Origin of the sequence: Streptomyces sp. NPDC056527 (assembly GCF_042794475.1) — a bacterium.
Classification (GTDB): domain Bacteria; phylum Actinomycetota; class Actinomycetes; order Streptomycetales; family Streptomycetaceae; genus Streptomyces.
Map to the genome: position 1 here is coordinate 28866 of NZ_JBHTTQ010000064.1, position 14001 is coordinate 42866.

10 protein-coding genes and 4 pseudogenes are annotated in these 14001 nt (G+C 70.0%); 6 read left to right on the forward strand and 8 right to left on the reverse strand.

Annotation, left to right across the window (positions count from 1 at the left end):
• Both ACFQ7Q_RS25785 and ACFQ7Q_RS25790 read left to right on the forward strand, forming a co-directional pair.
• Entirely contained in the window at nucleotides 1–1359 is a 1359-nt protein-coding gene (locus ACFQ7Q_RS25785; protein ID WP_383559133.1) for a dipeptidase, read from the forward strand.
• Between the two features lie 135 nt (nucleotides 1360–1494).
• Nucleotides 1495–2097: a GPP34 family phosphoprotein gene (locus ACFQ7Q_RS25790; protein ID WP_383559135.1), complete on the forward strand. Its 603-nt coding sequence runs from the start codon at nucleotides 1495–1497 to the stop codon at nucleotides 2095–2097.
• A 177-nt stretch (nucleotides 2098–2274) separates the two neighbouring features.
• On the opposite strand, the pseudogene ACFQ7Q_RS25795 reads toward ACFQ7Q_RS25790, so the two are convergent.
• The 4 genes and pseudogenes from ACFQ7Q_RS25795 to ACFQ7Q_RS25810 all read right to left on the reverse strand — a co-directional run.
• A pseudogene (locus tag ACFQ7Q_RS25795) lies at nucleotides 2275–2442 on the reverse strand (hypothetical protein); the annotation flags it as partial.
• A gap of 147 nt (nucleotides 2443–2589) precedes the next feature.
• Nucleotides 2590–3615, reverse strand: coding sequence for a hypothetical protein (locus tag ACFQ7Q_RS25800; RefSeq protein ID WP_383559136.1), 1026 nt, complete (start codon nucleotides 3613–3615; stop codon nucleotides 2590–2592).
• A 305-nt stretch (nucleotides 3616–3920) separates the two neighbouring features.
• A pseudogene (locus ACFQ7Q_RS25805) lies at nucleotides 3921–4563 on the reverse strand (hypothetical protein); the annotation flags it as partial.
• A gap of 19 nt (nucleotides 4564–4582) precedes the next feature.
• Complete coding sequence (locus ACFQ7Q_RS25810) at nucleotides 4583–7621, reverse strand: hypothetical protein (protein WP_383559138.1); 3039 nt, start codon at nucleotides 7619–7621, stop codon at nucleotides 4583–4585.
• 720 nt (nucleotides 7622–8341) lie between these two features.
• Here ACFQ7Q_RS25810 and ACFQ7Q_RS25815 point away from each other — a divergent pair.
• Nucleotides 8342–8539, forward strand: coding sequence for a hypothetical protein (locus ACFQ7Q_RS25815; protein WP_383559140.1), 198 nt, complete (start codon nucleotides 8342–8344; stop codon nucleotides 8537–8539).
• 143 nt (nucleotides 8540–8682) lie between these two features.
• Nucleotides 8683–8805, forward strand: a pseudogene (locus ACFQ7Q_RS25820) (IS5/IS1182 family transposase); the annotation flags it as partial.
• Nucleotides 8806–8841: 36 nt separating this feature from the next.
• Here the strand turns inward: ACFQ7Q_RS25820 and ACFQ7Q_RS25825 are convergent.
• Complete coding sequence (locus ACFQ7Q_RS25825) at nucleotides 8842–8994, reverse strand: hypothetical protein (protein WP_383559142.1); 153 nt, start codon at nucleotides 8992–8994, stop codon at nucleotides 8842–8844.
• A gap of 509 nt (nucleotides 8995–9503) precedes the next feature.
• On the opposite strand from ACFQ7Q_RS25825, the gene ACFQ7Q_RS25830 reads away from it, so the two are divergent.
• The gene (locus ACFQ7Q_RS25830) at nucleotides 9504–10202 is read left to right on the forward strand and encodes a hypothetical protein (protein ID WP_383559143.1); all 699 of its coding nucleotides are present in this window, start codon (nucleotides 9504–9506) and stop codon (nucleotides 10200–10202) included.
• A gap of 154 nt (nucleotides 10203–10356) precedes the next feature.
• Here the strand turns inward: ACFQ7Q_RS25830 and ACFQ7Q_RS25835 are convergent, their stop codons facing one another.
• From ACFQ7Q_RS25835 to ACFQ7Q_RS25845, 3 genes and pseudogenes are all read right to left on the reverse strand, one after another.
• Entirely contained in the window at nucleotides 10357–11028 is a 672-nt protein-coding gene (locus tag ACFQ7Q_RS25835; RefSeq protein ID WP_383559144.1) for an OB-fold nucleic acid binding domain-containing protein, read from the reverse strand.
• Between the two features lie 100 nt (nucleotides 11029–11128).
• Nucleotides 11129–12219 (reverse strand): annotated as a pseudogene (locus ACFQ7Q_RS25840) (hypothetical protein); the annotation flags it as partial.
• Nucleotides 12220–12261: 42 nt separating this feature from the next.
• Nucleotides 12262–12474 (reverse strand): hypothetical protein, encoded by a 213-nt coding sequence (locus tag ACFQ7Q_RS25845; RefSeq protein ID WP_383559146.1) that lies wholly within the window; start codon nucleotides 12472–12474, stop codon nucleotides 12262–12264.
• A 228-nt stretch (nucleotides 12475–12702) separates the two neighbouring features.
• On the opposite strand from ACFQ7Q_RS25845, the gene ACFQ7Q_RS25850 reads away from it, so the two are divergent.
• Nucleotides 12703–13854 carry a hypothetical protein gene (locus ACFQ7Q_RS25850; protein ID WP_383559148.1) on the forward strand — a complete coding sequence of 384 codons (1152 nt, stop codon included), beginning with the start codon at nucleotides 12703–12705 and terminating at the stop codon, nucleotides 13852–13854.
• Nucleotides 13855–14001 lie beyond the last annotated feature (147 nt).

Consider the following 14001-nt stretch of genomic DNA (forward strand, 5'->3'; position numbering starts at 1 on the left):
ATGGCCGACGACGGTCTCACGGCGCGGATCTCGGGCCTGATGGCCCGGGCGAAGGCGGACCTCACCGAGCTGGTGAGCATCCCTTCGGTCGCCGACCCCCGCCAGTACCCGCCCGAGGAGTGCCGCAGGGCGGCGCAGTGGGTGGCCGACGCCTTCAGCGCCGCCGGGCTGAGCGACGTACGCCTGGTGGAGACCCCCGACGGGAGCCACGCCGTCCTGGGGCACCGTCCGCCGCCTCCCGGCGCGCCCACGGTGCTGCTCTACTGCCACTACGACGTCCAGCCCCCGCTCGACGACGCCGCGTGGACGACGCCGCCCTTCACCCTCACCGAGCGAGACGGTCGCTGGTACGGGCGCGGCACCGCGGACTGCAAGGGCAACATCGTCATGCACCTCACCGCACTGCGCGCCCTGGGCGACGACATCCCGGTCGGGCTGAGGTTCGTGGCCGAGGGCTCGGAGGAGCAGGGCACAGGTGGACTCGAGCGGTACGTGACCGAGCACCCGGAGGAGTTCGTCGCGGACGCGCTCCTCGTCTGCGACACGGGCAACGCCGCGGTGGGTGTCGGGACCGCGACGACCACGCTGCGGGGCCTCGCCAACGTCGTCGTCACGGTCGACACCCTCCAGGGCGAGGTGCACTCCGGGATGTTCGGCGGCCCGGCCCCGGACGCGCTCGCCGCCCTCGTCCAGATGCTCTCGACCCTCCGGGATCCGCAGACCGGGGCCACCCGGATCGAGGGCCTCGACTGCGAAGGGGTCTGGGACGGAGTCGGCTACGACGAGCAGCAGTTCCGGGCGGACGCCGGCGTCCTCGACGGGGTCCGCCTCACCGGAACCGGAACGGTGGCCGACCGGCTCTGGGCACGCCCCGCCGTCACCGTCCTCGGCATCGACTGCCCGCCGGTCGTCGGGTCCGCGGCCGCCGTTCCCGCCACGGCGAGGGCCCGCGTCAGCCTCCGGATCCCGCCCGGCATGTCCGCGCCCGCCGCCTCCGCCGCACTCGCCGAGCACCTCGACACCGCCGCGCCCTGGGGCGTCCGGGTGTCGATCGAGTCGGAGAGCTCGGGCTCCCCGTTCCGGGCCGCGACCGACGGGCCTGCCTACGCGGCCCTCGGTGACGCGATGAGCGAGGTCTACGGCAGGCCCCTGGCCTTCCTCGGACAGGGCGGTTCCATCCCGCTGTGCAACGTCCTTGCCGAGCAGTACCCGCGGGCGGAGATCATCCTGATGGGTGTCGAGGAGCCCCGGTGCCTCATTCACGCTCCGAACGAGAGCGTCGACCCGACGGAGATCGAGCACATGGCCCAGGTCGAAGCGCTCTTTCTCCGCAACTACGCGGCCGCTCACCGCGGCTGAGGTCGTGTCGGCGGGGCCGATTGCGTGAACGGGGCGCGCGATGCCCGAGGTGCGGCGAGAATCGACCCGGGGATGCCCGCCGTGGCCGCCCCGACGCTCTCGCCCCGTAATCGGCCGACCGATGTGGAGCCGCTCATGACCACTGCATGGGACCTCTCGATCGTCGCCCTGGGCGTGACGCCCGACCGCCCCGTGGAGCAGGGCGACCTGTCGCTGGCGTTGGCGGGGGCCGAGGTGTTCGACCTCATCGAGGCCGGGGCGCTGGTCGTGGACGGCGACCGCATCCTGCCGGGGGCCCAGGCGCCGACCGGGGACCCGCTGCTGGACGAAGCCGTCGTGGCGCTCAAGCGCGAGGAGCCGTACGAGTCGGTCGAGGACTGGCTGTGGCGGCGGGGCCGCGGGCTCTCCTCGGCGTACGTCGACGACTTGGCGCGGGAGGGTCTGGCACCCCCGCCTCGCCGTCGGAATCCGCTGCGGACCGGGCCGGCGAAGCCGGTCGACTCGACGGTCCGGCGCCGGGCCGAGGAGCGCTGGGCGGCGGGCGGGCCCGTGCTCGCCGCTCTGGCGTCCGTCGTCGGGATCCGTGACGCGCCGGCTGAGGACGCGCCGGAGCTCGCCGCGGACGCGGTCGCGGCGGTACTGGCCGCCGTCGGCGACGCCGTCCAGGAGCTGGGGGCCGTACGCCAGCGCAAGGCGATCGAGGACTCCGCGTTCGACAACATCTGGCGCGGCTACTGACCGGCGGTGGTCGGTGACCGTCTCAGGGCGGCGCAGCACGGCCGGCGGCGACGCACCGGCCTTGCGGGGTCTGTGATCGGGGGCGCGGCAGAGCGAATGCGCACACCCCGACGCTATCCGGTTCCGGGACGGAACGGGGCGGCAGTGCGAGGAGTCGGGCTACCCTTCGCCACCTTGTCCGAGCGCGAGCCCGGTGCCCCTGAGGGCGTGCCGGGCGCGGTAGGTCTCGGGCATCTCGGTGACCGCGACCCGCTCCTTCCCGAAGCGCTCGATGATCCGGTCGTAGACCTCAAGACGTCGCGCGGACTCCACATCGACGTCGATGTCCGGCAGCGACGCCCGCCGCCCTGGGGCGATGCGTCGCGGTCGCGTCAGGGATGGCCTGCTTCCTTCTCGGATGTCGGGGCCGCAGCCAGGCACCCTGAGCCTCGCGGCCACCCGGCGCCACGGCATGCGCGCACCGTGACGCCCCGGCTGCACACTGCGGACGGGCTACGTCATCAACTCGATGTGCGGATGCTCGGGCTCCGCCGGGCAGACGAACAGGTGCTGCCGGTAGCCGCTGCCTATCTGGACACCGGTCGCGTTGTAGCCGCGGTGGCCGGGGTACGGTCCAGCACCTGGGTGGGGGTGCGGAGACCAGCTGTTCCCGGCGTCGTCCCCTTCCTCGAACGTGGCGACGGTCATCAGGACCTCCATGCCGGTGCCGCACTCGGAGCAGGGCTGCGAGCTGGGGTCGGTGGAGTTCCAAGCGGGCCAGCCGCCGACCTTCCAGCCGGGTGCGTTGGACAGCACACAGTCGTAGTACGTGTCCGGGTCCATGTCTTCCTCTGCTGCCTGCGGCACATTCCACTGCTTGAGCTGCTCCCGCAGTTCTTCGCTCAGCTCCAGATGGTCGGGGTACTCGGTGATCTGCTCCGGTTCGAGCACGCACGGTTCCGGTAGATAGCCGTCGAACTGCACTGCGGGCGGCTCGGGGGGCGTGTCGAGAATGTCGGTGACGGCGGCTGCCGAACGCCAGAAGAGCAGGGTCCTGGGCATGATCGGATGATCGAAGGGGCACCACAGAACCTGCAGCAGGTCCTTGCCCTCCGGCGGGCTCAGATCGGGCACATCCCTTACGTACAGCTGCGCGACGGGCAGCATCGCTATGGGGCCGTCGTACTCTTGGACCGCCAGCCTCACCGGATACGTCAGAGGGGGTCGGATCCGCTCGAGAGTCTCCCGTTCCTCCGGAGTCAGGTCCCGGCCGTGCGAGGCGGCGAAGATCCGTCGTTCCAGCCGCAGATCCGCCGGGGACTGGGCTGGGTTGATGCCATCCACCACATGCTGTTCCTCGCAGTGCGGCCACGGCTCCTCGGCGGGCCACAGCAGCGGCCCGCCGATCGAGCTGTCGTGCCACGTCGGCGCCCCAGGGCGGGGGTGTAGGCGGGTCGCCGTGCGGGCCAGCGGAGCCAGTTGGGGAAAGACCGCGGCAACGTCGATCGGCCGTGGCGGAGTGACAGGAGTGACATTCATGGCCGCAATCTTGCCAATCGCCTCTGACAACAGCCCTCGTGGCCGCCCCACGAAGAGTTCCGGCACAGGCGTCCCCCGGGAGAGCGCTACCGCCGGTCCGTTGCCGGCAGATGGCCCGCGAGCAGGTCCACGATCGCCGCGTGGATGTCCGTCCACGCGCGCGGTTCGTCGCCACGTACCACCTGGACAGGGACGACCTTGACGCGTCCTTTCCGTCCGGCCGCCGCCGGTCAGGAGATGGTCCATCACGATCTCCATCGGCAGGCCGTGGCCGAACCCCTTGAAGTTGAGCATCTCGCCGATGGTGAGGTACGCAGACGGCTAAACCTCTCGAAGAGCAGATGGTGTTCGAGCGGGTTCGCCGTGGCCACGAACAGGGAATGGTTGACCACGGAGCCGGCGCCGGCGCCGCGGGCGGCGACCCGGATCCCCATGTCCCGTACATTGGCGACGACTTGGGCGACCGAGAGGAAATACGTTTCGTAGCGGAGTCGGTCGATGATGCCGAGCTCGTAGTCGAGCTGGTCCATCGCCGTCTGGTCGAGGTCGAGGCCGCGGGCGACCATCCCCGCCTCGCACCGCTGCCGCAGCAGCCGCATCGCCCCGCCCGTCGCCGGATCAGCGCCGACCACGGTCGGCTCGGGGAAGTGCGGGGTACCGAGCCCGAGATCGGCGACGGGGTCGACGACGCACTCGTCGGCCGTTCGCGGTCTCGGCAAGCAGCGCGGCCGCGCGACCACGGTCGGCGCCGGCGGCGCATACGCGCTCCGCGATTGGCACACCCATGCGCCGCGGTCGACTGTGGCGTGGATCAGGCAAAAACGCGTTCATGGCCCGGCCGGCGACCCCGGGGTGATGGTGTCCGGCAGCGGGGCCGTCGGCTGACCGCCGACGGGCTTGCCCGTCGCCGACCGGCCGCAGGGCCGCCACCCGGAGGTGGGTGCCCACGGCATGTCCGGTCCGGGTGTCAGTTCACCACCCTCACGGAGTCGCAGCCCAGGTAGGTGTACACCTGGCCGCCCGGGGCCCGGTACTTGCCCTTCAGACAGGCGCGGGTCGAGGTGAGGGTCAGCCCCGATTCACTCGGCCTGCAGTGCATAACGTTGTCGGTGTCGCCGTCGCGGGTGCGCTCGTCCAGCTCGTAGGAGTCACCTGGATGGCCCCTGCCATGGGCCTCCCGGGCGCCGGCCGGGGTGGCGGTATTGAACAGCCGCTCCCGCAGGCCCCAGTAAGTCTGGGACACGTCGATCGCCGCCGCGTCGAAGGCCAGCGGCAGGCCGTACTCGCCGCCCCGCGTGGTCAGCGCGGCCAGTGAGGCGTCGGTGTTGAGGTTGATGGAGTTCGGGAAGCCGCCCGGCCGCACGTTGATCGCGATCGGCACGACGCAGTCGACGCGGAATGTGGTGGACGCGGTGTTGTTCCCCGGGTTCGGGTCTACGTCCTCTGGGTTCTTCAGCGCCAGCGTCGAGTCGAGCCGTACGTTCTTGACGCCAGGCGTGGTGCAGGAGAGCCGCGCGGTGTACGTGGCCTTCTGCGGCGTGCCCACGCGCAGTGCCGTCTGCTGGACGGTCTCCGTCGCCGGTGAGACGCTCACCCCGGCGTCGGTGGTGGCCCGGGTGGTCAGCAGGGTGCCCACCGGGCTGGACGGTCCGGCGTTGGCGACGGTGACCTCCAGGGTCGCCGTGGCGGGCTCGCCGATGAGCACCTCCAGCGGGCTGGTGGCCGTGGCACCGCTGATCGACACGTCGGCCTTGGCGATGACCCTGGTGTCCGCAGTGGCGGTGTTGTCGACCGTCCGGGAGTCCGGGCCGGCGAGGTTGGCCACCGCCGAGGTGGTGGTGATCGTCTTGGGACTGCCGTTGCGGTAGACGAGGTCGGCGGGGACGAGCGCGCTGATCGTGTACTGGCGGTGCGCGCCCTGCGGCACCTCGCTGAGGTTGCAGGTGACGGTCCGGCCGGAGATCAGGCAGGGGCCGGTCGTGGCCGGGTCGGTGACATCGGCGGGCAGCTCGGTGGTGATCTGCGTGGACGTGGAGGAGTTCGGACCGTTGTTGGTCACGCCGACCGTCCAGGTCAGACGCTCACCGGCGGCGACCGGGTCGGGGACGTCGGTGAGGGTCAGGGCGAGGTCGGTGGTGTTGCGGAGCGCGCGGATCCGCGCGGCCTCCTCCGCCGTCGGGAGGGGCGGCCCCTCGCTCACGGGCGGCGCGCCGCCGGCCACCGGGAAGCGGTTCGGCATGTACGCCTGGACGCGGGCCCAGTCGTTGTGGCCCTGGAGCTTCTCGTCGGTGCTGGCGTTCGCGCAGTCGTCCGGGCCGGTCGCGTCGATGTTGACGACCTGGACCGCGTCGCCGTCGTCGCCGAAGCCCGGCCGGTTGTCGCCGTTCCAGTCGGGGTTCTGGTTCAGGGGGACGGTGCGCACGGCACCCGCGCCGTCCGAGAAGACGAACTGGTTCAGGCGGTCTCTCGGGTCGAGCACCCGGTTCTCGCGGAGGTCGTCCTCCTTGAGCTCGGGCAGCACTGCCTCGGACCGGCCCGGCTCGGTCTCGCTGGGCGGCTGGCCGAACAAGGTGATGCGGGCCGGGGAGAAGTCGACGATTGTTCCGCCGCCCACGCGCGGGATGCCGTCCTGCATGGAGTAGCTCATGACGCTCACGTAGTTGGGCTTGCAGTTGGGCTTCGCGTCCGTGCCCGCGTGGTGGAGCCCGAGGTTGTGGCCGAGCTCGTGCATCAGCGACCCGGCGTCGGTGCGGTAGAGGATGACGTCGGTTCCGGCGCCCCAGCCTCCGCTGTTGCAGCCGGTGTCGGGGCCGGCGCCGTCGGTGTCGACATCCCGGGTGGTGTAGAGGACGTAGTTGAACGCCTTCTGGCGCAGCAGCTGGAGATTGCGCGCCTTCGTGTCGCGGTAGTCAGCGTCGAGGTTGCAGTTGGCCAGCGGGAATGCGATCGGGTTGCCGCCCCCTAGGTCGTCGCCGACGATGCAGTCCGGGTCCTGGTCGTCCGGCCTGCCGTCCGTGTCGTCGTCGATGCCGTTGTCACAGGTGGCAGCCTTGAAGTCCTCGACGCCCAGTTCGCGGTCGTTGCAGTTCGGATCGGCGCCGTCCACACCGTCCTTGCCGTCGTTGTCCCGTCCGTCGGTGCAGGTGCCTTCCGGTGGGCCCTCCATGGCCGTCTTGTCGTGCAGGCCGCCGGAGTCGACGTGCAGCGTGATGCCGTCCGCGCCGTCCGGGTTGGACAGCGGGGCCGCCGCGAAGGCGTGCTCGACCGCCTGGATCGCCTCGTGGGACGGCTGGGAGCGGTCCGAGTAGTCGAGTTCGACGAAGATGTCCTTGTGCAGCGGGTCCGCCTGGAAAGCCGGCAGGTCGACGGCCATCGAGTTGTCCGGGTTGCGCACGCCGAAGCGCTCGTACCGGTCAGCGATGCCGTCCTGGTCGGCGTCGCTGTGCTTGCTGGTGGTGATGGTCACGCCGACCGCGGCCCGCTTGCCGTCGCCGTCGTTGGGGAAGTTGGGGTCGCCGTCGCCGATGGCGCACACCTGACCCTGCGGGTTCCCGGCGCGGTCGGTGCACGGCGGGGCCGGTGGGATGAACCCGTAGGCGAGTGAGTCGCCGGTCCAGGTGTCGTTGAGGGCGTTGTAAGTGAGGTTGAGGTCGATGTCCTGGTTCTGCGGGCTGATGTCCATCCGGTCGTCCGCGAAGTTCGTTCCGCCGTCCTCGTCCTTGATCTGGATGCCGACGGGGAACGTGGTCTGGATACCGGAGAGGGTGACCTGCTGGGTGAAGACCCACGGGTTGGAGAGGGTGCTGGCGTGGAAGGCGTCGTCGGAGACAATCCTGCCCGTCTGGAGCGCGTTGTCCCCGATCTTCACCTCCGGATAGAACTCGCCCTCCTCGTTGATGCCGTCGTCCGGTACCTCGAAGCGCTCGAACCAGTCGAGGCTCACGGTGACGGTCATGGCCAGCGGCGGTGGGTCGGCGGCCTCGGCCGGGGCTGGCAGCCCGGGCATCAGCCACAGGCCGGGTAGGAGCAGGGCGGTCGCAGCGGCGGCCGCGACCAGGCGTCGTCCCAGACAACGCCGGGTGGACCTCCGTGATGACGGCGGAGCGGCCGGTGGCGCGGCCGGGCCGGTGTTTGGTGGGGTGGAGGATGGTGGGGTAGGACTCGGCATTCTGTCTCCCGCGTGCACACGAATCCCCTACTGACACGCGAACCAGGCGAGTGCGGAGCAAGGGATCATTTCGTGACGCATCGTGCCAGCGGGCGGGGCCGCCCCTCCGCACCTCGGACTCGGATTCCGCTCGAAGGGACGAAGCCGAAACGATTCCACCCGTCCGTAAGGTGCTCGGCCGGGGTGAGCGTGAAGGCTCGACCACGAAGGTCGGGGTGCTTCGCGTGGCGTGGCGCCGCCCGACCGCCGCAGGGCCACCCGGCCCAGCGATGAGTATCGAATCCCCACCGAGGAGGAATGGGACGCCTTCCTCACGCACTTCGAGAAGCGCAAGGTCTCCATCGGCACCTGCGCTCGTGCCTTTTCAAGCCCTTGTGTTCATGAACACGCTTGCATTCGTTGCTCGCTCCTCCGGCCGGACCCGGCCCAGCGCGGCCGGTGCAGTCTCTCGCCCGCGAGGAGGGCATTGCGGCCCCGAGATCGCCGGCGAAGCACATCACTCGCATCGACCCGAACCTTCTGACTGCCGTCCGCTGCGTCCGCCTACGCCACCACGACGTGCCACAGCAGGCCGGAGTCAGCGCGGGCGTAGGGCGTGGAGACCGGCACCGGTGGATCGTGCGCGGCCACTGGCGCAACCACTACTACCCCGCGCGCAAGGCCCACCCGCCGATCTGGATCGACCAGCACTTCAAGGGCCCCGACGGCGCCCCGATCCTCGACCCGGACAAGCTGGTCGACATGCTGCGTCGCTGAGTTCCACTGCCCCGGCCACGAGAACGGCCGGGCGCGCCTGGGCCCTTGCCGTGGGCAGCCGGGGAAGGGGCGGCGCGGTCCAGCGCGCTGGGCGGCATGCGTCACAGCGAGCGCAGCAAGGCGACGACCTTGCCGAGAATGGGGCCGTGTCCTGGCTGGCCGGATGCCGACGACTCCACCGACGCAACGAACGCAAGGCCGAACACTTCCTCGCCTTCGTCGGCATAGCGGCACTCCGCATCTGCTTCCGTCGGCTGACTGCCTGAACCCGGTGACGTGGGCGGGGTAGCGAGCCTGTCTCGTCAGAGACCGACCGGGTGGCTGGAAAGCCAGTCGGCATGCCGATCGCGCATCCGATCCCGTTCCCCGGGCGTCGTGAGGAAGACATCGGCGCTGCCGTCGTAGGGGTGGTAGATGCGCCGCATCTGGGTGTCGGTGATGAGAACTCTCGCCACCTTGTCGTCCGCGATGTCACGGAGCAACTCGTCGAGGCAGCCGTATCGCCAGGGCGGCGGGCGGCGAAGAGGTGGCAGTAGGTACGGAACTCCGGGTCTGGATCGTCCTTCACCAGCAGGGTCTGCCAGTAGCCATCGCCTGGCTGGAACGGCGGAACCTCGGCTTCGGTCGCCCAAACCGGGGTGATCACATAGACATCCCCACCGGCGAACAACTCATCGAGGACGGTGTTGTACCGCTCCAGGACGACGGCGTATTCGCTCTCGTCCTCTGCGTATCGCTTCGACTCCGGCAGGCTGTGGAAGCGCACCCAGAGATCCCGGTACGGATTGCGGAGCTTGTACCCGACCGGAGGACAGTTGAGCCAGTGCTGCTGCCACAACTCGGTCAAAGCCGTTTGTACGCTTCCAGACACTTGCCGCACCCGTCCCCTCGCCATCGGCTCCCGCCGACGACCACGATGCCCGGCACCACGCACCAACAGAAACGATGACTTAGAGTCGCTCCCGTGAGCAAGAATTGGTTCCTGGTGGAAGATCCCGAGGAGTACGGCGGGGAACCCTGGGACTTCGACCCGGACGAACTTGACTTCATCGCGGGTCTGCAGGCTCGGGCCGAATCCTGGACCGCCGCACTGGCACACACCGGCGTGGGTCGTCCCGAGGACGATTCGTCGCTCCTGGTCCACCTCGCCTTGATCGACGACGAGCGAAACACGTTGTTGGGTGAGTGGGCCGTGCACTTCTATGGCGGGCACGTGGAGGCCGGGACGGTCTGCGACCAGCTGTTCAACCTTCATGAGCGCCCAGACCGAGGCTACTTCCGGGCGTCGGGGACAACCGAGGAACTGGCTGAGCGGTGCGCGGAATGGTTCGAGGCTGTGCTCGAAAGACCGGTCAGCCGCACGGAGTGGCACCACCAAGGCCAGGAGTATGCGACGAGCTGGCACTTCGCGGACACTCTTGAGTCCCTGGCCGGCCGCACTAGCCGCTCCCTTGCCCCTACTCCCCACTCTGGCGGGGGAAACCCGCGGGTACGCCACGACTACTGCGTCCTGGTACGTGGCGCCATGCAGCGGCAGGAGGGCCCTCATTCGCCACTGTGCCCGTACGACCCGGATCCCCCTCCCCTGACTGCCAGCCGAATCGGGCCGTCGGAGGCAACCCCTCGGCCATCCCGCAGCACGGCCAGACGCTGGCGCTTCTGACCACACCACAGAAACTGAGCCAGAACCTTCTCGGGTCCTGGCTCAACTTCTGTGATGTCCTTCCGAGGCGCTACAGCACGTTACGGCTCGGTTCTAACCGGCCTTGCGACCTGCCGGGTCTTGCGGACGCCGACGACCGCCGCCACAAGCGCGGCTACCGAGCGGGTGCCGGCGGGCTGGAGGTCGGCGTAGGGGTGGAGCTTCGCGCTGCGGTTCCGTCGACGAGTGTCCGCGGTGAAGTGGCCGGTTGGGCCGGGGTCGGTGCGGGGGTAGTGCGGCCGAGGATGTCGAGGACGGCCTGGGGGCCGTGGTCGCGGCGGGCGGCGGCGAGTTCCTCGAGGTCCCACACCATCTGTCCGACGACCGTGCGGCGCGGGCCGCGGGCCTCGACTGTGCCGCGGACGAGGAGGAGGCCGTTGTGGAAGATCGTGTGGGCGCAGTCCTCGTGGGAGTCCTCGAAGAACGCGATGTCGACGCGTCCGGAGCCGTCTTCGAGGGTGACGAAGATGACCCGCTTCCCGGACGGGATGGGTGGGGTCTGCGTGGAGGCGCGGACGCCGGCGACCAGGACCGACTGCCCTGGATGCATGGCACGCAGGTGCTTGGCGTCGGTGGCGCCGATCTCGCGCAGGAGCCGGTGGTGGTGCTCCATCAGGTGCTGGGATACGTCGATCTTCAGTACCTGGAGTTCCGCGTCGAGGACTTCGCGGCTCGTCATCTCCCGCAGGCCGCTGGGTCCGGCGGTCATGAGGGTGTCGTCGATGGGGAGCTGCCCGGCGCCGGGGCGGGTGCGGGTGTGGCGGTGGAGTTCGGCGGCTTGGAGCATGAGGTCGCGCCTGGTGAGGTCGCCCTGGAGTGGGGTCGGTGCCGATCCGGATGAGCCGCTCGGCGATCGGGAGTGAGGGGTGGGCGCGCTGCCAGAAGTCCTGCAGGGAGTTGTAGGGCTGGCCTGCCGCGATTCGCTCGACCTCGGCCTGTGAGATGCCCTTCACCGTTGAGAGGCTGATCCGTACCGCCCATCCGGTGGTGGTGTCCTCCACGGTGTATGCGGCGGCGGACTTGTTGATGTCGACGGGGAGGGTGGGCACGTGGTGGCGGCGGGCGTCGGCGACGATGACGCGGGCCGGCCACGTGCCGGGGTCGTGCTCGAGGAGGCCGGCGTACAGCGCTGCTGGATGATGGGCCTTCAGCCACGCGGACTGCGGGGCTGGGACCGCGAACGCGACCGCGTGTGCGCGGCAGAACCCGTATGCCCCGAAGCTGCCGACGCAGTGTCGGAGTCCTGGATCATCTTGAACGCGAAGACTTCGTCGAGCGGTACGTGGTCGGGGTTGTCGAGGTCGATCTGCCCCCGTCGTACGGCGGATCTCGCCGACCGCGTGTGCCATGGCGGACTGCATCCGGACGCCGAGGACGTCGAGCTTGAGCAGCCCGAGGTCTTCGACGTCCTCCTTGTCGGCCTGGACCATCGGGTACTGGCCGCCCGGGGTCGGCTGTACCGGCAGCCGGTCCAGGAGGGTGGAGTTGGACAGGATGACGCCGCAGGGGTGCATCGCGATCCCGCGCGGGATCGCGTCCAGGCCCTCCGCCAGCTCCCACAACAGACCGTACGAGCCGGCCTCCGCGTTCAGCTGGCGCAGCTCGGGGAGCTCGGCGAACGCGCTGCGGATGTCGCAGGCCCGGATGTGCGGGAACGCCTTCGCCACCTTGTCGACGACGTGCGGGGCGCACCGAGCGCGAGCCTGGTGTCGCGGAGCGCGTGGCGGGCGCGGTAGGTCTCGGGCATCCCGGTGACCGCGACTCGCTCGCGGCCGAAGCGTTCGATGATCCGGTCGTAGACCTCAAGGCGTCGCGCGGACTCCACGTCGACGTCGATGTCCGGCAGCGATGTCCGCCGCTCGCTCAAGAACCTCTCGAAGAGCAGGTGGTGTTCGAGCGGGTTCGCCGTAGCCACGAACAGGGAATGGTTGACCATGGAGCCGGCGCCTGAGCCGCGAGCGGCAACCCGGATCCCCATGTCCCGTCTGGCCACGATCGCCGTGGTGGGAGTGGCAGGGCATTAGACGTCGTTCGTCGCAAAGATGGTCGCCGCCGTGGCGCCGTCCTTCTTGAGGAGGTCCGGGATCTTCTCGAAGGGGATCCTCTCCACGGTCGCGTAGCCGGCCTTCGGGTCACGCGAGACGAAGGGGTCGTTCGACTCGAAGCCATGAGACTGCTCCGCGTACCAGAGCCGGCCCGTGACCGGGTGGATGGCGGCACCCGTGTTCCTCACGCACTCGGCGAAGGCGCCCGGGTCAAGCGGCGCAATCTCCTGGCCCGTGCCGAGCTGTTCACCGGACGGGCCCCGGACACCGGATTCGGTAGCGCCGACCCGGCCTGTTTTAATGATCGTCTGCTTCAGCTTGTTGATAAGACACTGTCAACGGCGGCGGGCGTTCCCCGAGTTCGACTGCGAGGCCGGGTCCGACCCGGCGCCGCGATCTGCACGGGGGTTCCTGACATGGGACGACGTATCGCCAAGGCCGGACTCGCTGCAAGTGCCGCGCTGCTGCTCGCTGCCTGCGGCGGAGGCACGGACCCGACCACGGTCGGCAGTTCCGGTTCCGGGGGCGGGAAGGGCGAGGCCGGGGGCGGCGACGTCAAGACGGCGTCGCTGGCGCAGCCGAACACCGTCACCCTCTCCTTCTGCCACAAGATCGAGTACGGCGGCGGCGGGTGGGACTACGCGCTGACCGTGGAGTCGCTCTCCCTCAAGGACGGCTCGATCGTGGCCACGCGCAGCACCATCCTGCCGAACGGCGTGGAGCCGGCGCGTGGCTGCCCCACCAGCGAGAGCGGGGGTCCGCAGCACCAGGTCGCCCTCGCCTTCAACAAGGACTACACGCTCGTCGCCGGCATGAAGGGCATGTCGCGGGCCGGCGCCTGGGACGTCGCCACCGGCAAGGAGGTCGGCGCGCCCGATAAGGACGCCTTCAGCAAGCGCCCGAAGAACCGGGGGGTGGCCTTCCACCCGGTCACCGGCCGGCTCTGGTACGACATGGGGGAGCACGACTTCCAGTCCAGCGACGACGTCGCCTCCCGCGACCCGAAGGCGGGCCTGACGTCCGAGGAGAGGGTCGCCTACGCGAAGCTCGGCGATCTGATGAAGCAGGACGGGCCCACCGCGACGACCGTGCTGGCCACCGATGACGGCGACTACGTGGCCGCCCCGGACGGGGGAATCGTGGCCGGGGGCTCGGCGGACAGCCTGTGGCTCTCCCGCATCGGGGCCGAGGGCCGCGTCGGCGCGAACGAGTTCCTGGAACCGATCGAGACGGCGGGCCTCGACGCCCCGGAGCTCGGCTGCAAGCCGGTCTTCTGGCGGGACGCCACCACGCTGGTCTGCGACGAGTTCCAGCAGGTCACCTTCTCGGCCGACTACAAGAAGGTCGTAAAGACCGAGGAGCTGGTCCCGGCGAACGACCGCTCCAACTCGGACCCGGTCCTCGCCCCGGACGGCAAGAGCTTCGCGTTCCTCTCCAAAGGCGAGAGCGGCCCGTGGGGACTGTTCCGCGCCGACTTCGTCCCCGGCGGCGAGCCCGTGAAGATCGCCGACGTGCAGGAGCCCGGCGACGCGCCGCATCACCTGACGTATCTGCTGCGCTGGAACTGACTGTCAGGCCGTTCGCGCGAACGCCCGCGCCGCGGGCCCGGATTCGGGCCCCCGGCGCTGGAACCGCCGCTGGTGCGGTTCCGCCGCCGTCGGCTAGTCGTTCTCACCCCGCATCCGCATGACGGTCGCGGGGGAGGGGTTCTGCCC